21 protein-coding genes and 1 tRNA gene are annotated in these 22,854 nt (G+C 67.4%); 8 read left to right on the top strand and 14 right to left on the bottom strand.

The genetic code is table 11. The annotated features are described in order from the left end of the window. Window positions 1–49 precede the first annotated feature (49 nt). Window positions 50–2,164 carry a PQQ-dependent dehydrogenase, methanol/ethanol family gene (locus tag ACSFBC_RS21510; protein ID WP_435512394.1) on the top strand — a complete coding sequence of 705 codons (2,115 nt, stop codon included), beginning with the start codon at window positions 50–52 and terminating at the stop codon, window positions 2,162–2,164. Between the two features lie 68 nt (window positions 2,165–2,232). Here the strand turns inward: ACSFBC_RS21510 and ACSFBC_RS21505 are convergent, their stop codons facing one another. Next, window positions 2,233–3,210 (bottom strand): tripartite tricarboxylate transporter substrate-binding protein, encoded by a 978-nt coding sequence (locus ACSFBC_RS21505; RefSeq protein WP_435512393.1) that lies wholly within the window; start codon window positions 3,208–3,210, stop codon window positions 2,233–2,235. A 237-nt stretch (window positions 3,211–3,447) separates the two neighbouring features. Between ACSFBC_RS21505 and ACSFBC_RS21500 the strand changes: the two genes are divergently transcribed. Next, window positions 3,448–4,434 carry an SDR family oxidoreductase gene (locus ACSFBC_RS21500; RefSeq protein WP_435512392.1) on the top strand — a complete coding sequence of 329 codons (987 nt, stop codon included), beginning with the start codon at window positions 3,448–3,450 and terminating at the stop codon, window positions 4,432–4,434. A gap of 16 nt (window positions 4,435–4,450) precedes the next feature. Here ACSFBC_RS21500 and ACSFBC_RS21495 read toward each other — a convergent pair whose 3' ends face one another. The 7 genes from ACSFBC_RS21495 to ACSFBC_RS21465 all read right to left on the bottom strand — a co-directional run bounded on the left by ACSFBC_RS21495 (window position 4,451) and on the right by ACSFBC_RS21465 (window position 13,088). Next, window positions 4,451–5,692, bottom strand: a complete 1,242-nt coding sequence (locus tag ACSFBC_RS21495) for a phenylacetate--CoA ligase family protein (RefSeq protein WP_435512391.1) — start codon at window positions 5,690–5,692, stop codon at window positions 4,451–4,453. Between the two features lie 21 nt (window positions 5,693–5,713). Further along, window positions 5,714–6,526, bottom strand: coding sequence for an ABC transporter ATP-binding protein (locus ACSFBC_RS21490; protein WP_219211155.1), 813 nt, complete (start codon window positions 6,524–6,526; stop codon window positions 5,714–5,716). Between the two features lie 187 nt (window positions 6,527–6,713). Beyond that, on the bottom strand, window positions 6,714–8,030 hold the full coding sequence (locus ACSFBC_RS21485) for an ABC transporter substrate-binding protein (RefSeq protein ID WP_435512390.1): 1,317 nt from the start codon (window positions 8,028–8,030) through the stop codon (window positions 6,714–6,716). Window positions 8,031–8,093: 63 nt separating this feature from the next. Beyond that, the gene (locus tag ACSFBC_RS21480; RefSeq protein WP_435512389.1) at window positions 8,094–9,158 is read right to left on the bottom strand and encodes a branched-chain amino acid ABC transporter permease; all 1,065 of its coding nucleotides are present in this window, start codon (window positions 9,156–9,158) and stop codon (window positions 8,094–8,096) included. Window positions 9,159–9,385: 227 nt separating this feature from the next. After that, on the bottom strand, window positions 9,386–10,315 hold the full coding sequence (locus ACSFBC_RS21475; protein ID WP_435512388.1) for a branched-chain amino acid ABC transporter permease: 930 nt from the start codon (window positions 10,313–10,315) through the stop codon (window positions 9,386–9,388). 14 nt (window positions 10,316–10,329) lie between these two features. Beyond that, window positions 10,330–11,127 carry an ABC transporter ATP-binding protein gene (locus tag ACSFBC_RS21470; protein ID WP_435512387.1) on the bottom strand — a complete coding sequence of 266 codons (798 nt, stop codon included), beginning with the start codon at window positions 11,125–11,127 and terminating at the stop codon, window positions 10,330–10,332. Further along, on the bottom strand, window positions 11,124–13,088 hold the full coding sequence (locus ACSFBC_RS21465) for an AMP-dependent synthetase/ligase (RefSeq protein ID WP_435512386.1): 1,965 nt from the start codon (window positions 13,086–13,088) through the stop codon (window positions 11,124–11,126). The genes ACSFBC_RS21470 and ACSFBC_RS21465 overlap by 4 nt, the downstream gene beginning before the upstream one ends. An 85-nt stretch (window positions 13,089–13,173) precedes the next feature. On the opposite strand from ACSFBC_RS21465, the gene ACSFBC_RS21460 reads away from it, so the two are divergent. The 6 genes from ACSFBC_RS21460 to ACSFBC_RS21435 all read left to right on the top strand — a co-directional run bounded on the left by ACSFBC_RS21460 (window position 13,174) and on the right by ACSFBC_RS21435 (window position 16,754). Continuing rightward, window positions 13,174–13,947, top strand: a complete 774-nt coding sequence (locus ACSFBC_RS21460) for a Crp/Fnr family transcriptional regulator (RefSeq protein WP_435512385.1) — start codon at window positions 13,174–13,176, stop codon at window positions 13,945–13,947. Beyond that, a complete protein-coding gene (locus tag ACSFBC_RS21455; RefSeq protein WP_435512384.1) occupies window positions 13,944–14,708 on the top strand; it encodes an SDR family NAD(P)-dependent oxidoreductase in 765 nt (254 codons plus the stop codon). The genes ACSFBC_RS21460 and ACSFBC_RS21455 overlap by 4 nt, the downstream gene beginning before the upstream one ends. 2 nt (window positions 14,709–14,710) lie before the next feature. Beyond that, window positions 14,711–14,968, top strand: coding sequence for a hypothetical protein (locus ACSFBC_RS21450; protein WP_435512383.1), 258 nt, complete (start codon window positions 14,711–14,713; stop codon window positions 14,966–14,968). 111 nt (window positions 14,969–15,079) lie between these two features. After that, on the top strand, window positions 15,080–15,628 hold the full coding sequence (gene abiEi / locus ACSFBC_RS21445; RefSeq protein ID WP_435512382.1) for a type IV toxin-antitoxin system AbiEi family antitoxin: 549 nt from the start codon (window positions 15,080–15,082) through the stop codon (window positions 15,626–15,628). Next, the gene (locus ACSFBC_RS21440; protein WP_435512381.1) at window positions 15,625–16,569 is read left to right on the top strand and encodes a nucleotidyl transferase AbiEii/AbiGii toxin family protein; all 945 of its coding nucleotides are present in this window, start codon (window positions 15,625–15,627) and stop codon (window positions 16,567–16,569) included. The genes abiEi and ACSFBC_RS21440 overlap by 4 nt, the downstream gene beginning before the upstream one ends. Window positions 16,570–16,678: 109 nt before the next feature. Continuing rightward, a tRNA-Gly gene (locus ACSFBC_RS21435) sits at window positions 16,679–16,754 on the top strand. Between the two features lie 114 nt (window positions 16,755–16,868). Here ACSFBC_RS21435 and ACSFBC_RS21430 read toward each other — a convergent pair. The 6 genes from ACSFBC_RS21430 to ACSFBC_RS21405 all read right to left on the bottom strand — a co-directional run bounded on the left by ACSFBC_RS21430 (window position 16,869) and on the right by ACSFBC_RS21405 (window position 22,852). Beyond that, window positions 16,869–17,606 (bottom strand): class II aldolase/adducin family protein, encoded by a 738-nt coding sequence (locus ACSFBC_RS21430; RefSeq protein WP_435512380.1) that lies wholly within the window; start codon window positions 17,604–17,606, stop codon window positions 16,869–16,871. Between the two features lie 27 nt (window positions 17,607–17,633). Beyond that, a complete protein-coding gene (locus tag ACSFBC_RS21425) occupies window positions 17,634–18,269 on the bottom strand; it encodes an FMN-binding negative transcriptional regulator (protein WP_435512379.1) in 636 nt (211 codons plus the stop codon). Between the two features lie 11 nt (window positions 18,270–18,280). Next, window positions 18,281–19,267 carry an alpha/beta hydrolase fold domain-containing protein gene (locus tag ACSFBC_RS21420; protein WP_435512378.1) on the bottom strand — a complete coding sequence of 329 codons (987 nt, stop codon included), beginning with the start codon at window positions 19,265–19,267 and terminating at the stop codon, window positions 18,281–18,283. A gap of 45 nt (window positions 19,268–19,312) precedes the next feature. After that, window positions 19,313–20,239 (bottom strand): 2-hydroxyacid dehydrogenase, encoded by a 927-nt coding sequence (locus ACSFBC_RS21415; RefSeq protein ID WP_435512377.1) that lies wholly within the window; start codon window positions 20,237–20,239, stop codon window positions 19,313–19,315. A gap of 142 nt (window positions 20,240–20,381) precedes the next feature. After that, window positions 20,382–22,025 carry an ABC transporter ATP-binding protein gene (locus ACSFBC_RS21410; RefSeq protein ID WP_435512376.1) on the bottom strand — a complete coding sequence of 548 codons (1,644 nt, stop codon included), beginning with the start codon at window positions 22,023–22,025 and terminating at the stop codon, window positions 20,382–20,384. Continuing rightward, entirely contained in the window at window positions 22,022–22,852 is an 831-nt protein-coding gene (locus ACSFBC_RS21405) for an ABC transporter permease (RefSeq protein ID WP_435512375.1), read from the bottom strand. Before ACSFBC_RS21405 ends, ACSFBC_RS21410 begins: the two co-directional genes overlap by 4 nt. Between the last annotated feature and the right edge of the window lie 2 nt (window positions 22,853–22,854).

The following is a 22,854-nucleotide window of genomic DNA, read 5'->3' as shown; positions in this document are numbered from 1 at the left end:
AGTGTGTCGCAGGGACATCCTTCGCACCAGAACAACAGGAGACGACACGATGAGAAGAATCACCGGCGCCATCGCGCTCGGCGCGTGGCTGTGCGCGGGCCTTGTGTTCCCGGCGCACGCGCAGCCCGCCGCCAAGGGCTCGACCGCCCACCTGCAGGCCACCGCGGCCAAGGTCGACGGCAACTTCATCCGGCAGAACGCCGCGAAGACGCCCGACTGGCCCAGCTACGGGCTCGACTACGCCGAGACCCGCTTCAGCCGACTCGACCAGATCAGCAGCGCGAACGTCAAGGGCCTGGGGCTGGTCTGGTCCTACGACCTCGCGTCGACGCGTGGGGTGGAGGCCACGCCGCTGGTGGTCGACGGCGTGATGTACGTGACCGCCTCCTGGAGCGTGGTGCACGCCATCGACGTGCGCACCGGCCGCCAGCTCTGGCGCTTCGATCCGGAGGTCGACAAGTCCAAGGGCTTCCGTGGCTGCTGCGACGTGGTGAATCGCGGCGTGGCGCTCTACCAGGGCAAGGTCTACGTGGCCGCCTACGACGGCCGGCTGATCGCACTCGACGCGGCCACGGGCCGGAAGGCCTGGGAGAAGAACACCCTCGAGGGCCAGAAGGGCAGCTACACCATCACCGGCGCGCCGCGCGTGTTCAAGGGCAAGGTGATCATCGGCAACGGCGGCGCTGAGTACGGCGTGCGCGGCTACGTCACGGCCTACGACGCCAAGACCGGCGACCAGAAGTGGCGCTGGTTCGTGGTGCCGGGCGACCCGTCCAAGCCCTTCGAGGACGCCTCGATGGCCAAGGCGGCCAAGACCTGGGACCCGAGCGGCAAATACTGGGAGGCCGGCGGCGGCGGCACCGCATGGGACAGCTTCGCCTTCGATCCCGAACTCAACCTGATGTACGTGGGCACCGGCAACGGCTCGCCCTGGTCGCACAAGGCGCGCAGCCCGGGCGGCGGCGACAACCTCTACCTGGGCTCGGTGGTGGCGCTGGACCCCGACACCGGCAAGTACAAGTGGCACTACCAGGAGACGCCGGGCGACAACTGGGACTACACCTCGACGCAGTCGATGATCCTGGCCGACCTCAAGGTCGACGGCAAGCCGCGCAAGGTGCTGCTGCACGCGCCGAAGAACGGCTTCTTCTTCGTGATCGACCGCACCAACGGCAAGTTCGTGTCGGCGAAGAACTTCACCGAGGTCAACTGGGCCACGGGCTACGACAAGAACGGACGGCCGATCGAACTGGCCGCCGCACGCGACGGCAGCAAGCCCTACGACGCGATCCCCGGACCCTTCGGCGCACACAACTGGCATCCGATGTCCTTCAATCCGCAGACCGGCCTGGCCTACCTGCCCGCGCAGCACGTGCCGCTCAACCTGATGGACGACAAGGACTGGAAGTTCGACGAGGACAAGCCCGGCCGCCCGCATGCCGCGCTGGGCTGGAACACCGCCAAGTTCGCCAATGCCGAGGCGCCCAAGAGCAAGCCCTTCGGCCGGCTGGTCGCCTGGGACCCGGTGGCGCAGAAGGAAGCCTGGGGCGTCGATTACGCATCGCCCTGGAACGGCGGCACGCTCACCACCGCCGGCAACCTGGTGTTCCAGGGCACGGCCGACGGCCGGCTCGTGGCCTACGACGCGAAGGACGGCACCAAGCTCTGGGAGTCGCCCACCGGCACCGGCGTGGTGGCGGCGCCCGCGACCTACCTGGTCGACGGCAAGCAGTACGTGTCGGTGGCCGTGGGCTGGGGCGGCGTCTATGGCCTCGCACAGCGCGCCACCGAGCGCCAGGGCCCGGGCACGGTCTACACCTTCGCGGTCGGCGGCACTGCGAAGATGCCGGAGTTCGTGCAGTACCGCATGGACAAGCTGGTGCAGGGCGTGAAGTACGACCCGGCCAAGGTGCAGGCGGGCACGATGCTCTACGTGGCCAACTGCGTGTTCTGCCATGGTGTGCCGGGCGTGGACCGCGGCGGCAACATCCCGAACCTCGGCTACATGGACCCGGCCTACATCGAGAACCTCGACAAGTTCGTGCTCAAGGGGCCGGCCATGGCACGCGGCATGCCGGACTTCACCGGCAAGCTCAGCAACGACGACATCGACAGCCTCAAGGCCTTCATCCAGGGCACGGCCGACGCGATCCGGCCGAAATGAGGCGCCATCATTGAAAAAGCCGCCGGACCCGAGGGCCGGCGGCTTTGTCACTCAAGCGAAGCGCGAGGTCAGTCCGCGTACACGCCCGCCGCCTTGATCACTGGGCCGAAGCGCGCGACTTCCGCCTGCACGAACTTCTTGTGCTCGGCCGGCTCCACGCGCTTGTCCGTCACCACCACCGCGCCCAGGCCCTCTTCCTTCTTGATGAAGTCCGGGTCCTTCAGCGCCACCTTCAGCGCGTCGTTGAGCTTCTTCAGCACCGGCGCCGGCGTGCCCTTGGGCGCATACAGGCCGTGCCAGATCGTCACCTGGAAGTTCTTCATGCCCGACTCGTCCAGTGTCGGCAGGTCCTTCAGGGCCGGCGTCGTCAGACGCTTGAGCGTGGTCACCGCGTACGGCTTGACCTTCTTCGCCTCGATCTGGCTCGTGGTGTTGGTGGTCTGGTCGCACAGCAGATCGATCTGGCCGCCCAGCAGGTCGGCGATGGCAGGGGCTGTGCCCTTGTAGGGCACGGTGGTCATTTCCGCCTTCAGCTCGCTCTGGAACAACAGGCCGCACAGGTGCGAGGCCGAGCCGATGCCCGCGTTGCCCAGGTTCACCTTGCCCGGGTTCTTGCCGATCCACTCGCGCAGTTCCTTGAAGTTGTTGGCTTCGAGCTGCGGCTTGCCGATCACGGTCATGGGCACGTCGTTGATCAGGCCCAGGTACTCGAAGTCGGTTTCGTAGTTGTAGGGCAGCTTGCGGTAGAGCACCGGGGTGGTGGCCATGCCCACGTGGGTGAGCAGCAGCGTGTAGCCGTCGTTCTTGGCGCGTGCGACCTTGGCGTTGCCGATGGTGCTGCCCGCGCCCGCGGCGTTGTCGATCACGATGCTCACGCCGTCCAGGGGCTTGCGCATGGCTTCGGCCAGGTCACGGGCCACGCGGTCGGTCGGGCCGCCGGCTGCGAAGGGCACCACGATCGTGATCACCTTGCCGTCCGGAAAATTCTGGGCGAAGGCGCCTGAGACGGTAGCGGCAATGGCAGCCAATGCGAACAGTTTCTTCATGAAAGGACTCCGGAGGTATCAAAGGGCGCGATCTTACGGGCTGATACGGGCCGGACTCATCCCGAAATGCCCTAAGAAATAGCCCTTATTTTTTGAGGGGTGGCATGGGTACGACTCGGGGTGAACACGGTGTCGAACGTGGCGCTTTCGGCGCCTGGCGCAGGGCTTTGGCCGACACGGCCGAGTCCGCGCCATGCCCAGCATGGACCGCATCGCGCCAATCCAGGAGTCCGCCGCATGGCCAAGTCAGTCACCACCACCACACGTCCGGTCGTCGAACGCCAGCGCGCCATCCAGCGCAGCCAGGACGCGCGCGACCGCGCCGCGCCCGCCGCGCGCAAGAAGACCCGCGCCGTCCAGGCCGGCGCGCGCGTGCAGCCCGACACGCTGCCGGGCGAACACCTCGCCAAGCCCGGCCGCGAGAAGGACATGGCGCTGCGCCCGCGCTACACCGCACCCGGCTACATCGGCAGCGGCAAGCTCGCAGGCTTTGCCGCCATCGTGACCGGCGGCGACTCCGGCATCGGCCGCGCCGTCGCCGTGCTGTTCGCGCGCGAGGGCGCCGACGTGGCCATCGTCTACCTGCACGAAGACGACGATGCGAAGGAAACCCAGGCCGCGGTCGAGGCCGAAGGCCGGCGCTGCCTGCTGATCCGCGGCGACGTGCGCCGCACGGCCTTCTGTGAACGCGCGGTGGCGCGCACGCTCAAAGCCTTCGGTCGGCTCGACGTGCTGGTCAACAACGCGGCCTTCCAGATGCATGCGGAAACGCTGGAAGACATCAGCGACGAGCGCATGGACCTCACGCTGCAGACCAATATCGGCGGCTACATGCGCATGGCGCGCGCGGCGCTGCCGCACATGCAGAACGGCGCATCGATCATCAACACCGGCTCGCGCACCGGGCTGCAGGGCAGCCGCAATCTGATCGATTACTCGGCCACCAAGGGCGCGATCCATGCGTTCACCAAGGCGCTGGCGCTCAACGTGATCGACCGCGGCATCCGCGTCAACGCGGTCGCGCCCGGGCCGGTGTGGACGCCGCTCAACCCGGCCGACAAGAAGCCCGCGGACGTGCGCAAGTTCGGCAAGGAGACCGACTTCAAGCGCGTGGCCCAGCCCGAGGAGCTGTCGCCCGCCTACGTGTTCCTGGCCTCGCCGGTGTGCGCGGGCTACATCACGGGCATCGTGCTGCCGGTGACGGGCAGCGTGGCGGCGATCTGAAGCGCGTGCGCTGCGGCTATTTGTAGCTGCGCGCGTCCTCGATCACCTTGCCGTCGTTGGGCAGCGTGCCCGGCGCCACCACGTCGACCGTGCAGCGCAGCTTGGTCACGTCGCGCATCGCCTCGGCGATCTGGGCGGCTGCTTCCGAAGAAGCCGCTTCCACCTTGAGCGTCATGCGGTCGTCGGCCATCTCGCCCTCGACCACCAGACGTGCGCGCAGCACGTCGGGAAAGCGCTTGAGCACGCTCGCGACCTGGCCGGGGTGCACGAACATGCCGCGCACCTTGGTGGTCTGGTCGGCGCGGCCCATCCAGCCCTTGATGCGCGTGTTGGTGCGCCCCGTCGGGCAATGGCCCGGCAGCACGGCCGAGAGGTCGCCGGTGCCGAAGCGCACCAGCGGGTAGTCGCGGTTGAAGGTGGTCACGACCACCTCGCCGACCTCGCCCTCGGGCACTGGGTCGCCGGTGCCGGGGCGCACGATCTCCAGCAGCACGCCTTCGTCGAGCACGAGCCCTTCGCGGGCGCTGGTCTCGTAGGCGATCAGGCCCAGGTCGGCCGTGGCGTAGCACTGCTTGCCGTCGATGCCGCGCTCGGCCAGCCAGTCGCGCAGGCTGGGCGGGAAGGCCTCGCCGGACAGCAGCGCCTTGGTCAGGCTGGGCAGCGCGACGTTCATGGCCGCCGCCTTCTCCAGCAGGATGCGCAGGAAGCTGGGCGTGCCGATGTAGCCGTCGGGCCGCAGCTCGGCCATGGCCTCGACCTGCTGCTCGCTCTGGCCGGTGCCGCCCGGGAACACCGTGCAGCCCAGCGCGTGCGCGCCGTTCTCCAGGATCGCGCCGGCCGGCGTCATGTGGTAGCTGAAGCTGTTGTGCAGCAGTTCGCCGCTGCGAAAGCCCGCGGCGTGCAGTGCACGCGCCGTGCGCCAGTAGTCGCGGGTCGCGCCCTCGGGCTCGTAGATGGTGCCGGGGCTGGCGAACACGCGCAGCATGGCCGGGCCACGCGCGATCGCGCTGAAGCCACCGAAGGGGTCGCTTGCGCGCAATTGTTTCTGCCGCTCCAGCAGCTCGGACTTGCGGACCACCGGCAGTTTCGCCAGCGCCTCGCGGCTGGTCACCTGCGTGGCATCGACGCCGTCGAGCAGGGCTGCGAAGGCCGGCGCCGCGGCCTGCGCGTGCGCGATCTGGTGGGGCAGGGCCGCCAGCAGGTCGGCCTCGCGCCGGGCGGGGTCGCGTGTTTCGAGTGCGTCGTAGAAATCAGTCATGGATTCGGTTCCGTCGCGCGCTCATGCCAGCCAGCGTTTGCGGCGCTTGTAGCTCTTGACGTCCTTGAAGCTCTTGCGGTCGGCGCCGCCGACGCCGAGGTAGAACTCCTTCACGTCCTCGTTCTCGCGCAGGCTCTGGGCTTCGCCGTCCATCACGATGCGGCCGTTCTCGAGGATGTAGCCGTAGTCGGCGAAGCGCAGCGCCATGTTGGTGTTCTGCTCGGCCAAGAGGAAGGTCACGCGCTCCTTCTCGTTCAGGTCCTTCACGATCGCGAACACCTCCTCGACGATCTGCGGCGCCAGGCCCATCGAGGGCTCGTCGAGCAGCACCATGGTCGGGTTGGCCATCAGCGCACGGCCGATGGCGCACATCTGCTGTTCGCCGCCCGAGGTGTAGGCCGCCTGCGAGGCGCGCCGCGTCTTCAGCCGCGGGAAGTAGGCGTAGACCTTCTCGAGCGTCTCTGCGATCGCGGCCTTGCCGTCGGTGCGCGTGTAGGCGCCCGTCAGCAGGTTGTCCTCGATGCTCAGGTGGGCGAAGCAGTGGCGGCCTTCCATCACCTGGATCAGGCCGCGCTGCACCAGCGCCGCGGGCGACAGCGCCTCGATGCGCTCGCCGCGCAGCTCGATCGTGCCCTTGGTCACTGCGCCGCGTTCGCCCGCGAGCAGGTTCGACACCGCGCGCAGGGTGGTGGTCTTGCCCGCGCCGTTGCCGCCGAGCAGCGCCACGATGCCGCCTTCGGGCACGGTCAGAGACACGCCCTTGAGCACCAGGATCACGTGGTTGTAGATGACCTCGATGCCGTTGACGTTGAGAAGGATGTTGGGTTCGCTCATGGTGGTGTCCGAAGCATGTGGAAGGCGGGCTTGTGCGCGCCTTTCAGATGCCGGCTCTGTCGAGCCGGCCCCCTGGCTACGCACTTCTTGTCGCGGGACACCGCGGAACCGGCTTTGCCGGGCCGCTGGTGTCGCCCCCGGAGAGGGGGTTGGCGCTGCGACACGAAGTGCGCAAGCTTGGGGGAGATCAACAGTTCCGTGGCTTGACGTTCTTGTCCTTGGCGTACTTGGCCGCGAATTCCTTGACCAGCGGATCGATGTAGCTCTTGTCGGACTGGTACCAGTCGGACTTGATCTCCCACTTGCCGCCGTCCCACTGCACGATGCGCGCCCAGTCGTCGCCCATGTGGTTGCTGCAGGATGTCTTCACCGGCCGCATGACTTCGCCGAAGCCCAGTGCCTTGAGCTTGTCGGCCGTGAGGTTCAGGTTCTCGAAGCCCCAGCGCACCTGCTCGGACGTGAGCGATTTGCCCTTGCCGTACTTGTCCTGCGCGGCGCGGATCGCCTCGACCTGCAGCATCGAGATCATCATCCCGCGGGTGTGCGCGATCGAGCCGATGCCGTCGGCCGGGCCGGTGCCCTGGCCCTTGTCGTACACCAGCTTCTTGAGCTCGTCGTGGATCTTGTCCTTGGCCGCGCTGTTGTGCAGCGTGATCGCGTTGTAGCCCTTGGCGCCGGCGCCGATGTCCTTCACGTCATGGTCCGAACCCGCCCACCAGACCGCGTAGATCTTCTCGCGCGGGTAGCCGCTGGCCTGCGCCTCGCGGATGCCGGCGGGCGTCATCACGCCGGCCGACCAGAACAGCACGTAGTCGGGCTTCTGCTGGCGAATCTGCAGCCAGGTCGACTTCTGCTCCACGCCGGGTGGCGTGACGGGGAACAGCGAGAGCTCGAAGCCCTGGGCCGCGGCACGCTTCTGCAGCAGCGGGATCGGCTCCTTGCCGTAGGGCGAGTCGTGGTAGACCAGCGCGATCTTCTTGCCCTTGAGGTTGCCCTTCTCCTTCTTCGCGATGTCCTGGATCATCACGTCGGCCGCGGTCCAGTAGGTGCCCAGCAGCGGGAAGTTCCACTCGAACACCGTGCCGTCGGCCGATTGCGACAGGCCATAGCCGGGGGTCTCGACGACCACCTTGTCGACGAAGGCCTTGTCGGTCACGGCGAAGGTGATGCCGGTCGATTGCGTGTCGAAGCCCGAAGCGCCCGAACCCTTGCCCTTGAGCCGCTCGTAGCACTCCACGCCCTTGGCTGCGTCGTAGGCGGTTTCGCATTCTTCATACGTCAGCTTGACGCCGTTGACGCCGCCGTCGCGTGCGTTCACCAGCTTCAGGTAGTCCTGCTTGCCGTCGGCCCATGGGATGCCCAGCGGTGCGAACTGGCCGGTGCGGTAGACCAGCAGCGGCACGAACTGCTCGGCCGGCTGGGCCTGCGCGAGCGAACCCGCGACGACCATCGAAAGCCCCGCGGCGGCGAGTGCCGCGGTGCGTGCGAGATTCCTGAATTGCATGGCTTGTCTCCTTGTAATAGCACGTGAGTGCGTGGTGGAACGGAATATGGGGATCGGTGGGGATCAGTGGGGGAAGGGCCAGAGCCGCAGCTTCTGCCGCGCGGTGGACCACAGGCGCGCCAGGCCGTGCGGCTCGACGATCAGGAAGAACACGATCAGCGCGCCGAAGATCATGTGCTCGAGGTGCGATGCGGTGGCCGTCGAGATCGACAGGCCCAGCCAGTGCGGCACGTAGTTCAGCAAGAGCGGAAGCAGCACGATGAAGGCGGCGCCGAAGAAGCTGCCGGCGATCGAGCCCAGGCCGCCGATGATGATCATGAACAGCAATTGCAGCGACTTGTCGATGCCGAAGGCCGCGGGTTCCCAGGCCCCCAGGTGCACGAAGCCCCAGAGCGCGCCGGCCACGCCGACGATGAAGCTGCTCACCGCGAACGCGGTCAGTTTGGCGTAGACCGGCCGGATGCCGATCACCGAGGCCGCGACGTCCATGTCGCGCATCGCCATCCATTCGCGGCCGATCGCGCCGCGCACCAGGTTCTTGGCCAGCAGCGCGAACACCACCACCAGGCTCAGGCACAGCAGGTACTTCTGCGTCGGCGTGTTGAACTCGTAGCCGAACATCTGCAGCGAATTGACGCTGACCGAGCCCGAGGACGAATCGTTGGTGACCCACTTCACGCGGTTGGTGAACCAGTCCATGAAGAACTGCGCCGCCAGCGTGGCCACCGCGAGGTACAGCCCGCGGATGCGCAGGCTGGGGATGCCGAACAGCACGCCCACCACCGTGGCCGCCAGGCCGCCGCCGATCAGCGACACCAGCAGCGGCATGCCCTCGATGCGCACCTGCAGGTTGTAGGCCGCATAGGCGCCCACCGCCATGAAGGCACCGGTGCCCAGCGAGATCTGGCCGCAGTAGCCGACCAGGATGTTGAGGCCGATCGCGGCCAGCGCCAGGATCAGGAAGGGGATCAGCACCGCACGGAAGCTGTAGTCGCTGGCCAGCATCGGCACCGCGATGAAGGCGATGGCCGCGAAGGCCAGCATGACCCAGCGGTCCTGCGCGACCGGGAACAGCGCCAGATCCGCGCGGTAACTGCTCTTGAATTGACCGTTTTCTCGATAGAACATATCAGTCGCTCAGTGCGTGAACCATTCCAGGAATACCGCGGAACCGGCTTTGCCGGGCCGCTGGTATGGCCCCCGGAAGGGGAGGGCAAAGCGACACGAAGTGCGCGAAGCCTCGGGGGAGAGTCCAGGAATACCGCGGAACCGGCTTTGCCGGGCCGTTGGTATTGCCCCCGGCGAGGGGGTTGGCGAAGCGACACGAAGTGCGCGAAGACTGGGGGCGAGCTTTTTCATACGCGATCGATGATCTTGTCGCCGAACAGGCCTTGGGGCCGGATCAGCAACACGGCCAACGCCAGAACATAGGCGAACCAGTTCTCGATGCCGCCGCCGAGGAAGGGGCCGAGGTAGATCTCGGAGAGCTTCTCGCCCATGCCGATGATCAGGCCGCCGAGGATGGCGCCGGGCACCGAGGTCAGGCCGCCGAGGATCACCACCGGGAAGGCCTTGAGGGCCACCAGCGAGATCGAGAACTGCACGCCCAGCTTGCTGCCCCAGATCACGCCGGCCACCAGCGCGACGATGCCGCCGATCGACCAGACGATGACCCAGATGCGCGCCAGCGGAATGCCGATCGACTGCGCGGCCTGGTGGTCGTCGGCCACCGCGCGCAAGGCGCGGCCGGTGCCGGTCTTCTGGAAGAACAGCGTGAGCAGCACCACCAGCGTGGCGGCGATCGCGGCCGCGTAGAGGTCTTCTTTGCTCAGCAGCAGGCCGCCTTCGAACATGTTCTCCAGCACCAGCAGCGGTTCCTTGGGCATGCCGATGTCGATCTTGTAGGTGGCGCTGCCGAAGATCAGCTGGCCCGCACCGTCGAGCACGTGCGAAATGCCCAGCGTGGCCATCAGCAGCGTGATGCCTTCCTGGTTGACCAGCCGGCGCAGCGCCAGGCGCTCGATCAGCCAGGCCACGATCACCATGCACAGCGCGGCGGCGATGAAGCCGAGCACGGCACCGAGCACCACGCTCTGGAAGCCGAACCACTTCGGAATCCATTCGGCGAAGCGCGCCATCGCCAGCGCCGCGAACAGCACCATCGCACCCTGCGCGAAGTTGAAGACACCCGAGGCCTTGAAGATCAGCACGAAGCCCAGCGCCACGAGGGCGTAGAGCATGCCGGCCATCAAGCCGCCGAAAATCGTTTCGAGAAAGAAACCCATGGGGCCCGCCGTTCCTAGTGTTCCGCGCCGAGATAAGCCCGGATCACGTCTTCGTTGCTGCGTACTTCGTCGGGGGTGCCGTCGCCGATCTTCTTGCCGTAGTCGAGCACCACCACGCGGTCGGAGATGTCCATCACCACGCCCATGTCGTGCTCGATCAGCACGATGGTCGTGCCGAACTCGTCGTTCACGTCGAGGATGAAGCGGCTCATGTCCTGCTTCTCTTCCACGTTCATGCCCGCCATCGGCTCGTCGAGCAGCAGCACCTGCGGCTCCATCGCCAGGGCGCGGCCGAGGTCGACGCGCTTCTGCAGGCCGTAGGGCAGCTGGCCCACGGGCGTCTTGCGGAAGGGCTGGATCTCGAGGAAGTCGATGATGCGTTCGACGAACTCGCGCTGCGCCAGCTCCTCGCGTTCGGCCGAGCCCCAGCCGAAGGGGTTGCGGAAGGCCTGCGCCAGCAGACCGCTCTTCATCTTGAGGTTGCGCCCCGTCATGATGTTGTCGAGCGCGCTCATGCCCTTGAACAGCGCCAGGTTCTGGAAGGTGCGCGCCACGCCCATCTCGGCCACCTGGCGCGAGTTCATGTGCTTGAAGGTCTGGCCGCGGAAGGTGATCGATCCCTGCTGCGGCGCATACACGCCGTTGATGCAGTTGAGCATCGAGCTCTTGCCCGCGCCGTTGGGGCCGATGATGGCCCGCACCTCGTGCTCGCGCACGTTGAAGCTGATGTCCGTCAGGGCCTTCACGCCGCCGAAGCTGAGACTGATGTTCTGGACGTCGAGGATGACGTCGCCGGTCTTCCTGTTGCTCATGCTGCGGCCTTCACTTCGGGATAACGCTTGGCATCGACGATCTGCAGCGTGGCGCTGACCGAGCCGGTGCGGCCGTCCTCGAACTTCACCTGCGTCTCGATGAACTGCTCGCTCCTGCCGCCGTACAGCGCATCGAGCAGCACCGCGTATTTCTGCGCGACGAAGCCGCGGCGCACCTTGCGCGTGCGGGTCATCTCGTCGTCGTCGGGGTCGAGTTCCTTGTGCAGCACCAGGAAGCGCGCGACCTGCGTGTCGGCCATGCCGGCTTCGGCCGCCAGGTCGGCATTGACCTTGGCGATGCATTCGGCGATCAGCGTCAGCACCTCCGGCTTGCCGGCCAGGTCGACGTAGCCGCCGTAGGCCAGGCCGCGGCGCTCGGCCCAGTTGCCGACCGCCTCGAAGTCGATGTTGACGAAGGCGCAGACCGCGTCGCGGCCGTCGCCGAAGCACACGGCTTCCTTGATCTGCGGGAAGAACTTGAGCTTGTTCTCGATGTAGTTGGGCGCGAACATCGCACCGCCCGACATGCGGCCCACGTCCTTGGCGCGATCGATGATGCGCAGGTGGCCTTCGCTGTCGAGCACGCCCGCGTCGCCGGTGTGGAAGTAGCCGTCGGCATCGAGCACCTCGGCCGTGGCATCGGGCCGCTTGTAGTACTCCTTGAGCACCGACACGCCGCGCACCAGCACCTCGCCGTTGTCGGCGATGCGCAGTTCCATGCCGGGCGCCGCCGGGCCCACGGTCTGCAGCTTGACCTTGCCGTCCTGCTGCAGGCACACGTAGGCACAGGTCTCGGTCTGGCCGTAGAACTGCTTGAGGTTGACGCCGATCGAGCGGTAGAAGCGGAACAGGTCGGGGCCGATGGCCGCGCCCGCGGTGTAGGCCACGCGGATGCGGCTCATGCCCAGCACGTTGCGCAGCGGGCCGTAGACCAGCACGTTGCCGATGCCGTAGAGCAGGCGGTCGCCCGCGCCGACCGGCGCGCCGTTCAGGATGTCGGCGCCCACGCGCTGCGCCAGCGCCATGAACTTCGCATAGAGCCAGCGCTTGGGCGCGGCTGCGTCTTCCATGCGGATCGACACGGCGGTCAGCAGGCCCTCGAAGGTGCGCGGCGGGCCGAAGTAGTAGCTCGGGCCGATCTCGCGCATGTCGTTCATCACGGTCGCGGCCGACTCGGGGCAGTTGAGCGTGAAGCCGCCCACCAGCCATTGCGCGACCGAGAACAGGTGATCGCCGACCCAGGCCATGGGCAGGTAGCTCATCACGTTGTCGCCCGGGCCGAGCCGGTCGGTGACCACGCCGCCGTGGCCCGCGGCGATGAAGCTCGCATGCGTCTGGCACACGCCCTTGGGCCGGCCGGTGGTGCCCGAGGTGTAGAGGATCACGCCGACGTCGCCGGGCTCGCCGCTCGCCACGCGGGCGTCGAAGAAGCCGGGGTGGGCGGCGTCGTGGGCACGGCCCAGTTCGCGCAGACGCTCGAAGCTGATCAGCCCCGGCTGCGTGTAGTGGCGCAGGCCGCGCGGGTCGTCATAGATGATGTGGCGGATCGCGTGGCCGCTGTCCTTCTGCAGTTCGCGGCACTCGAGCAGCTTGTCGACCTGCTCCTGGTCCTCGGCGATCACGAACTGGATTTCCGCGTCGTCGAGCATGAAGACCATCTCGCTCGCCACCGCGTCCTGGTACAGCGGCACCGGCACGCCGCGCAGGCTCTGCGCCGCGACCACCGCCATGTAGAGGTGCGGGCGGTTGGCGCCCACGATGGCCAGGTTGTCGAAGGCCTCGAAGCCCAGACTCGCCAGGCCGCAGGCCATCTCGCGCACCGCTTGCGCGGTCTCGCCCCAGGTCCAGGTCTGCCAGATGCCCAGGTCCTTCTCGCGCACGGCGGGCGCGTCGGGCTGCGCGGCGGCATGGGCGCGCAGCAGGCGGGGAAAGGTGGTGTCGGCCGGTGTGCTTGTGTTCACGATGGGGCGACTGTAGGACCGACTTTGACGCCAAGTTGTCGTTCCAACGACAATCTCAGGGTCTCCACTCCCCCGGACTTACCCGATGACCTCCGCGGCCCCTGCCTCCGGTTCGATCCGGGATCGCTTGCGCGCGGCCCGTGCCGACGAGCTGCGCAACATCCCCTGGCTCGATGCACTGGCGCCGGCCGAGCGGCAGCGCACCGAAGCCGCGCTGGTGGTCAGCGAGGCCGAACCCGGCGACCTGATCTGCCGTGTGGGCCGGCCGCCGACCTACTGGTTCGGCGTGATCGAGGGCCTGTTCAAGATGAGCAACGACAACGCCGATGGCACCTCGATGACCTACAGCGGCCTGCCGCCCGGCGGCTGGTTCGGCGAGGGCACGGTGATGAAGCGCGAGCCCTACCGCTACAACATCCAGGCGCTGCGCCGCAGCGTGATCGCCGGCCTGCCGGTCGACGATTTCCATTGGCTGCTCGACCATTCGATCGGCTTCAACCGCTTCGTGATGAACCAGCTCAACGAGCGGCTGGCCCAGTTCATCGCAGCGCGCGAGGCCGACCGATTGAACAACCCCGACGTGCGCGTGGCGCGCAACCTCGCGGCGCTGTTCAATCCGGTGCTGTTCCCCGGCGTGGGCCAGCTGCTGCGCATCACGCAGCAGGAGCTCGCCTACCTGATCGGCCTGTCGCGCCAGCGCGTGAACGAAGCGCTGCGCACCCTCGAGGCACAAGGCATGATCCAGGTCGAGTACGGCGGCCTGCGCGTGCTCGACCTGCCGGCGCTGCGCGCCAGCGTCACGGCCCCTTCTTCCAGTTCTTCTTCTTCCGCCATCTCCTTCCAGGACACAAAGCAATGAGCGCATCGCACCTCACCCTCCTCACCGGCGCCTCCCGCGGCATGGGCCGCGCCATGGCCGAACAGCTGCTCGAGGCCGGCCACACGCTGGTCTGCATCTCGCGCAAGACCGACGACGCGTTGGCCGCCAAGGCCGCGCAGCACGGCGCGAAGATCGAGCAGTGGTCCTTCGACCTGGCTGCACCGGCCGCCGCGGCCGAGCGCGTGGCCGCCTGGCTCGCCACGCAGGACGCGCAGGCCTTCGACAGCGTCACGCTGATCAACAACGCCGGCACCGTCGGCCAGCTCGGCCCGCTCGAGAAGGCCGATGCGGCCGACCTGGCGCAATCGCTGCGCATCGGGCTCGAGGCGCCGCTGCTGCTCACGGCCGCCTTCCTGCGCGCCACGCAGGACTGGCGCGGTGCCCGCAAGGTGCTGAACATCTCCTCGGGCCTGGGCCGCAACGCCATGGCCAGCCAGGCCCCGTACTGCGCGGCCAAGGCCGGCATGGACCACTTCTCGCGCGCGGTCGCGCTCGAGGAGGCGCTGCGCCCCAACGGCGCGAAGATCGTCTCGCTCGCGCCCGGCGTGATCGACACCGACATGCAGATCGCGATGCGCGGCACCGAGGCCGGCCTGTTCCCCGACCGTGCGCGCTTCGAGAAGCTCAAGGCCGACGGCCTGCTCGATTCGCCCGCCACCGCCGGTGCCAAGGTGCTGGCCTATCTGGCGCGTGCGGACTTCGGCAGCAAGCCGGTGGCCGACGTGCGCGACGCCGCCTGACCATGGCCACCGCCCAGGCCCTGAGCACCGCGGAGTACAAGCTCTTTCCCAATCCGCGCAACCTGCACCGCGTGGTGTTCGCGCACCAGGTCTTCGTGCCCTATCCGTACATGCTCATCGAGATGGAGAGTTACTACCTGAAGGGCCGCTACAGCCTGTTCGCGGCGCACCGGATCGTGGACAACAAGGCGGGCCAGCTGGTCACCTTCGAGGACGCGGCCGACGAGGGGAAGTTCAAGGCGATGTTCGTGCCGGACTGAGATGGCGCGTCGGCGCGGCGAGGCCCTCATGGGGCGCTTGACCCTCAATCAGGATCGGCCTACGATTAAGTTTGTACAAACCCGTTGAAAAACAGGGGTTCGAGGTGACTTATGAAGAGGTTGGAGTTGATCGGTCGGCTGGCCGAGCTGGACAGGCGAGGCATCTACGTGCTCGCCCGAAGGGACCTCGACAAGCTGTTCCCTGCAGAATCCGCCAAGTCGATGGAACAGTCCTTGAAGCGGATGGTCGACGACAGGTTGCTTGAACGGGCGGCGCGTGGTCTTTACGTCAACCCGGCGGCGTCGAGCAGGAATCGCTGGATCGCCGAAGAAATCGCCAAGGCACTCCGCCCCGATGCGCTGTCCTATGTCAGCCTGGAGTCGATGCTGTCGGAGTACGGCGTCATCTCTCAGATTCCGATCGATCGCATGACGGTGATGACCACCGGAGGCAGCGGTCTGATCGAGACACCCTACGGAACGATCGAGTTCACGCACACCAAGCGCGGCGTCGCACAGGTCATCAAGAACACCCTGGCTGTCAAGGGACGGCCGCTTCGCATTGCCACCCAGCGGGCGGCCGTTCGCGATCTTCTGCGTGTGGGACGCAATGCGAACATGCTCGACCGAAGCCACCTCGAAGAAGGAGAGGACGAATGAGCGAAGACAAGGCGGACTTCAACGAACTGGTCGACCTGGCCATGGCCAATACGGCACTGGCTGCCATGCGTCCGGTCGTGGAAAAGGAGTTGTTGCACTACGAGATCTTTCACGCGCTCGACGCCGAGGGCTTGCTCAAGGATCTGGTGTTTCAAGGGGGCACGTCGCTGCGGCTGTGCCGAGGCTCGGACCGCTTCAGTGAAGACCTGAATTTCGCAGGCGGCACGAACTTCTCCGCAACGAGCATGGAAAGGATCAAGGATTGCGTGGAGAAGCGCATCGGCGAGCGCTTCGGCTTGAAGGTCCTGGTCAACAACAAGCCGGGCAAGAGGGGCGAGGACGGCACAGACCCTGTGCGCGTCGACAAATGGTGGATCTCGATCGAGACTTCTCCCGAGAACCGGGCGATGCCGCGACAGAAGATCAAGCTGGAGATTGCCAACATTCCTGCGTACACCCGCGAGTTGGTTCCGCTGCGGATCAACTATGACTTCCTGGCAGGCATGCCGACGGTCCTGGTCAACGCAGAGTCGCTCGATGAGGTCATGGCGGACAAGGTGCTGGCCTTTCCCACCTCGCTTCGTGACAACCAGGGCCAGCCCGTGAAGGCCGATTCGGCCAAGATTCGGCATCGCGACATCTGGGACCTGGCTTGGCTGGACACGCGGGGCGCCATGCTGGCACCCGAGTTGGTCATTTCAAAGATCAACGACTATGGCGTCGTGAACTATCCCGCTCTGCTCGACCATGCGATCCGGCTGCTGCCGGAAATTGTCGAGGGCCATGCGTTCAAGTCGCAGATGAGCCGTTTCGTCGACTCGGCCACCGTTGCGAAGACCCTGGCTTCCGAAAGCTACTCAGGCTATCTGGCCACATCGGTGGGTGGGCTGTTCATGCGGATGAAGGCTGCGCTCGACACGGCGAGTTCGAAAGCGGAATGAATGCGCAGCGGCGATCCATCCTTTCTGGGCCTCTGCTTCGGCGCCTCGAACTTTTTCCTTGGGACCCGTCGGATTCACTAAAAATCCGGGCTAGAATTGCAGACTCGATGCGGGATTAGCTCAGTTGGTAGAGCGCAACCTTGCCAAGGTTGAGGTCGAGAGTTCGAGTCTCTTATCCCGCTCCACATCCAGTAAAAAGGCCACCTTTTCAGGTGGCCTTTTTCATTGGTGCGCTGCGTTACACGGTGCCCCGTCATGCGCCCGAGTGCAGGGCGCACGCGGCGCCCCGGCGTCGCCCGTCAGGCGATGAGCCGCAGCGCCGACTCCCATGCCATCTGCGCATGCGCCAAGCCTTCCTCGCGGTTGAATTGCGCCGCGGTGCGCTCGCGCACGGCCACTGGCGGGTAGCTGAGGGGCTGGCCGCCGCTCAGTGCCTTGATCTGGGCCTGGCAGGCGCGCTCCAGGAAGTAGATGTTCAGGAAAGCCTCGGCGATCGTGCGTCCCGCGGCCAGCAGGCCGTGGTTGCGCAGGATCATCACGCGGTGCTGGCCCAGGCTCGCCACCAGGCGGTCGCGTTCCTCGAGATCGAGCGCGATGCCTTCGTAGTCGTGGTAGGCGAGGTGGCCGTAGAACTTCAGCGCATGCTGCGAGATGGGCAGCAGGCCTTCCTGCTGGCATGACACGCCGATGCCGTCGGCCGTGTGCGTGTGGATCACGCAGGCCAGGTCATGGCGCGCCATGTGCACGGCCGAGTGGATGGTGAAGCCGGCCGCGTTGACGCGTTCCGATGCGGCGTCGGCATCGACCGCCGCGCCGCTCGGGTCGATCTTCACCAGGTCCTCGGGCCGCATCTCGTGGAACAGCACGCCGTAGCGGTTGATCAGGAAATGGTCCGGCGTGCCGGGGATGCGGGCGCTGATATGGGTGTCGATCAGGTCGGTCATGCGGAAGTGCGCGACCAGTCGATAGAGGGCCGCGAGGTCGCGGCGGGTCTGGGTCTCGGCGTCGGCGGGCGCCGGGGTGTCGATGGTGGTCATGTCTGGTCTTCGTGTGGTTCTGCGTTGTCAGTGTGCCGTCGCGAGATCGGGCTGGCTGCGGATCAGCGCGGCCACGGCCAGGCTCTGCGCATCGCCCTGCTTCTCCAGCGCGGCGATCACGCCCCGCCGGTCGGCGACCGACTTGTCCTGGTTGAGCTTCATCTTTCCCTCGAGGCGCGCGATGGGAATGCGCACCGCCGCGATGGCCGTGAGGCGCGACGCGGTCAGTTCCTGCGGCATGGCGCCGAAGTCCCATTCGCCGCCCAGGGGCGTGTCGTAGGTCGCGACCGTGCGCTGCAGCACCGCGTGGATGGCCGCGGTGTCTTCCACCACTTCCGGCGTGCCCTGCACATGGATGGCCGTGTAGTTCCAGGTGGGGAAGGTCAGCCGGTTCGTGTACCAGCTCGGCGAGATGAAGGCATGCGGCCCCTGGAAGATCACCAGCGCCGGCGCACCGGCCTTCAGGTCGCGGTACTGCGCGTTGCCGCGCGCGAGGTGCGTGGTCAGCAGGCCGTGCGGCCCTTCGTCGTCGACGAGAAAGGGCAGGTGCGTGGCGTTGAGGCCTTCGGCGCCGTGGGTCACGAGCGTGGCGAAGCTCCATGCGCGCATGCGTTCGCGCAGCAAGGCCTCGTCGGATTCCGCGTAGGCGGGCGGGGTGTACATCGCGCCCCCTCTCAGGCGTGCTTCTGCAGCCAGCGCACCGTGTCGTCGAAGGCCTCGCCCGCCACGTCGGCCACCGACACGGCCTCGAGAAAACTGTGGACCGTGCCCGGGTACACCTTGGACTCGACGTCGAGGCCCTCGGCCTTCATCTTGGCCACCATGTCGATGTTGCCGTCGTACAGTGGATCGCATTCGGTGATGACCAGGAAGGCCGGTGGAATGTCGTGCAGGTCGGCGTCGAGCAGGTTCATGCGCGGGTCGGTGAAGTCCTCCTTGCGGCCCAGGTAGTTGCGGTAGAACCAGACCATCATGTGCAGCGAGAGACCGTAGTCGCCCGCGCCGTAGCGCACCACCGAGTCCTGGTACAGGTCGGTGCTGAAGCCGGTGTAGTTCAGCACCAGGCCGCGGATCGGGCTCGCGCCCTGGTCGCGGAAGTGCAGGGCCGTGCACAGCGAGAGGTTGCCGCCGGCCGAGTCGCCGCCGACGAAGAACTGCTTCGGGTCGAAGCCGATCTCCCCCGCGTGCGCAATCAGCCAGCTCACCGTGTCGATGCATTCCTCGATCGGCTGCGGGAACTTGGCCTCGGGGGCGCGCGTGTAGTTGATGCCGATCACCACGATGCCGGCGCGCTCGGCGTACTCGCGCATCAGCCGGTCGTGGGTGTCGATGCTGAACAGCACGAAGCCGCCGCCGTGGATGTAGAAGAAGGCGCCGGGCATGCGGCGTTCCTTGGGGTAGTGGGTGCGGATCAGCACCTCGCCGTGGCGCGTGGGCACCATCTGCTCGGTCGTGCGTTCCATCACCGGGCCGCCCGCGGCCCAGGGCGCGCGCACCTTCTCCGCGATGTCGCGGCCTTCGGCGATCGACACCGTGTCGCGGCGCGGGAACTTCGAAGCGTCCGCGCTCATGCGCTGCACGAAGCGCTGGACTTGCGGGTCGAGGGGCGCGGGCTTCGCGCCTTGGGTCGCGGCGGTGAAGGCAGGGTCGAGGTTGCTCATGTCTTTGTCTGTGGTGAGTTGGAATTCGAGAGGAGACGTCGCGCGTCAATAGCCGCGCGCTGTGTCGACCTGGTTGAAGAGCGGGCCGCCCCGGCGCAATTGACCGACGTTGCGTGCCACCTGCCGCACCACCACGTCGAAGGTGGCCATGGTCGCCATGTGGGGCGTGACGACCACGCCGGGCGTGGTCCACAGCGGGTGTTCGGGCGGCAGGGGCTCGTTCTCGAACACGTCGACCACGGCGCCGCGCAGCTGGCCGCTGCCGAGCGCGGCGATCAGGTCGGCCTCGACCAGGTGCTCGCCGCGGCCACAGTGAATCAGCGCCGCGCCCCAGGGCAGGGCCGAGAAGGTGCGCTCGCAAAGGATGCCGCGGGTCTGTGCCGTGAGCGGCAGCAGGCACACCAGCACGTCGGTCTGCGCGAGGAAGTCGAGGTAGCTTTCTTCGCCACTGAACATCGTCACGCCCGGGATCTCGCGCGGCGTGCGGGCCCAGCCGCTCACCGGATAGCCCAGCAGGGGCAGGCGGGCCGCGATGTGGCCGCCGAGTTCGCCCATGCCCATCAGGCCCACGCGGCAGGCCGAGGCCGGCGTCTGCGTCGGACGCTTCCATTCCTTCGCGCGCTGGCTGGCCAGGGCGGCATCGAGCTGGCGATGGAAATGCAGCACGCCCCACAGCACGAACTGCAGCATGCCTTCGGCCAGCATCGGGTCGACCACGCGGCACACCGGCAGCGTGCCGATGTCCTGGCCGGCGACCACGTTGTCCACGCCGGCCGCGATGCTGTGCACCAGCTTCAGATTCGGCATCTGTGCGTACACGCCGGGCGGCGAGTTCCAGCACACGGCCACCTCGGCCTCGAGGCAGCGCGGGTCGGGCCAGGTGGCGATGGCCAGCGAGGGGTCGGCCTTCAGCAGCAGAGGGCGCAGGAAGTCGAGGTCGACGGAATGGCTGAGCAGGGCAACGGTGGTCATGAGGATGCGAGTAGATGCGGTGCCAGTGCGTGGGACGCGGGCAGGGTGGTCGGGTCGGTGCGGGCGCTGGCCGCCCCCTGCGGCAGGGTGTCGAGCGCAGGCGCGCCCCTGTGCCGGCCGAGGTCGGCGGACGCAGCGGTGCTCATGCCGCCAGCCTGTGCTCGAAGAACTCCAGCCCCGGCATCGCGCCCAGCAGCGTGCGCGTGTACGCATGCTGCGGATCGCTGAAGAGCTGGCCGGGCGCGCCGCGCTCGACGATCCGGCCCTTCTGCATCACGACCACCGTGTTCGAGATCTCGGCCGCCACACGCAGGTCGTGGGTGATGAACATCATGGTCAGGCCCAGCTCGGCCTTGAGCTCGGCCAGCAGGGCCAGCACCTGCGCCTGGATCGACACGTCGAGTGCCGACACCGCCTCGTCGGCGATCAGCAGCCGCGGCTTGAGCGCCAGGGCGCGCGCGATCGAGATGCGCTGGCGCTGCCCGCCCGAGAACTCGTGCGGAAAGCGGTTCACCGCCGACGCACCCAGTCCCACGCGGTCGAGCAGGGCGGCCGCGGCCTTGAGCGCCTCGGCGCGCGTCGTGCCGTAGATCATCGGCCCGCGTGCGATCGCATCGCCCACCTTCTGGCGCGGGTTGAGCGAGGCGAAGGGGTCCTGGAAGATGATCTGCACCTGTTTGCGGTAGGCGCGCAGCGCCGCGGCGCTCTGCCCCAGGATCGGCTGGCCGGCGAAGGTGATCGCGCCGCTGTCGGGCTCGATCAGTCGCATCACCATGCGGCCCAGCGTCGACTTGCCCGAGCCCGATTCGCCCACCACCGACACCGTCTCGCCTTCCTGAATCGCCAGGTCGATGTTGTCGGCCGCCACCACGGTGCGCGGCGCGGTGAAGAGCCCCGACTTCGAGACGAAGGTCTTCTGCAGCCGCTCGATCTTCAAGAGCGGCTCGGCCGTCTTCCGCGCGTGCGGCGTGCTGCGCGCGTTGCGCCCGGGCACGGCGGCGATCAGTGCCTTCGTGTAGTCGTGCTGCGGGTGGCGCAGCACCGCGTCGCGCGTGCCCTGCTCGACGACGCGGCCGTGGCGCATGACGACCACGCGGTCGGCGATGTCCGCCACCACGCCGAAGTCGTGCGTGATGAACAGCACGCCCATCTTGCGCTCGACCTGCAGCGTCTGGATCAGGTCGAGGATCTGGCGCTGCGTGGTCACGTCCAGCGCGGTGGTCGGCTCGTCGGCCAGCAGCAGGCGCGGGTTGTTGAGCAGCGCCATCGCGATCATCACGCGCTGGCGCTGGCCGCCCGACAGCTGGAACGGATAGCTGCGCACGATCTGCTTCGGCGAAGGCAGGCCCACCGCATCGATGATCGCCAGGCAGCGCTCCTCGATGGCCGTGGCGCTCAGGCCGGTCGCGTTGTGCAGCTGCAGGGCTTCGGCGACTTGCGCGCCGATGCGCTGCAGCGGGTTGAGCGCGCTCATCGGTTCCTGGAACACCATCGCGATGCGTTCGCCGCGCAGCTTGCGCATCTGCGCGGCAGAGAGCTTCGTGAGGTCCGTGCCTTCCAGCAGCACGCGGCTGTGTGCGTCGATGGTCACGCGCGGCGGCAGCAGCCCGAGGATGGCGTGCGCCGTCATCGACTTGCCCGAGCCGGACTCGCCGACCAGGCAGACGATCTCGTTCTCGGCGATGTCCAGCGACAGCCGGTCCACCGCATGGCTGCGGTCGCCCGAGCTCGGCAGCACGATCGACAGGTCCTGGATCGACAGCAGGGGAGAGGAGGGTGTCGTCATTGGCGCGAGATCCGGGGGTTGAGCACGTCGTTCAGGCCTTCACCCACGAGGTTGATGGCCAGCACGGTCAGCAGGATGGCGATGCCCGGGAACAGGCTCATCCACCAGGCCTGGCGCAGCATGGTGCGCGCGGCGCCGATCATGAAGCCCCAGCTCATGAGGTTGGGGTCGCCCAGGCCCATGAAGCTCAGCGCGCTCTCGATCAGGATCGCGCTCGCAATCGACAGCGAGCCCGCGACGATGATCGGCGACAGCGCGTTGGGCAGGATGTAGCGCGTGATCAGCGACAGCGGCGACTCGCCCTGGCAGCGCGCGGCCTGCACGAACTCGCGCTCCTTCAGGGCCAGGAACTCGCCGCGCGTGAGGCGCGCCACCTGCGGCCAGCTCACCAGCGCGATGGCGATCACGATGGTGCGGATCGACGGCTCGAGGATCGCCACCAGCAGGATGCAGAGCATGAAGGCCGGGATGGTCTGGAACAGCTCGGTGAAGCGCATCAGCCACTCGCCGATGCGCCCTCCCACGTAGCCGGAGAGCGCACCCACCACCACGCCGATGACCAGCGCGACCAGCGTGGAGGCCAGGCCGATCATCAGCGAGACGCGCGTGCCGTGCGCGATGCCCGCGGCGATGTCGCGGCCCAGGCTGTCGCTGCCCAGCAGCATGCCGTCGGTCTGCGGCGGCGTGAACGGCGCAGCCACCGTGTCCCAGGGGTCGCCCGGGAACACCAGCGGTGCGCTCAAGGCCAGCACGATCACGGCCAGCAGGATCACCAGGCCGAGCATGCCGCTCGGGTGGCGCAGGAAGGATCGAAGGGTCTGTTTCATTG

Origin of the sequence: Variovorax frigidus (assembly GCF_051216515.1) — a bacterium.
In the GTDB taxonomy this organism is placed as follows: Bacteria; Pseudomonadota; Gammaproteobacteria; order Burkholderiales; family Burkholderiaceae_C; genus Variovorax.
Note: the sequence above shows the minus strand (reverse complement) of the source record. Positions and strands in the feature narration are given on the sequence as shown.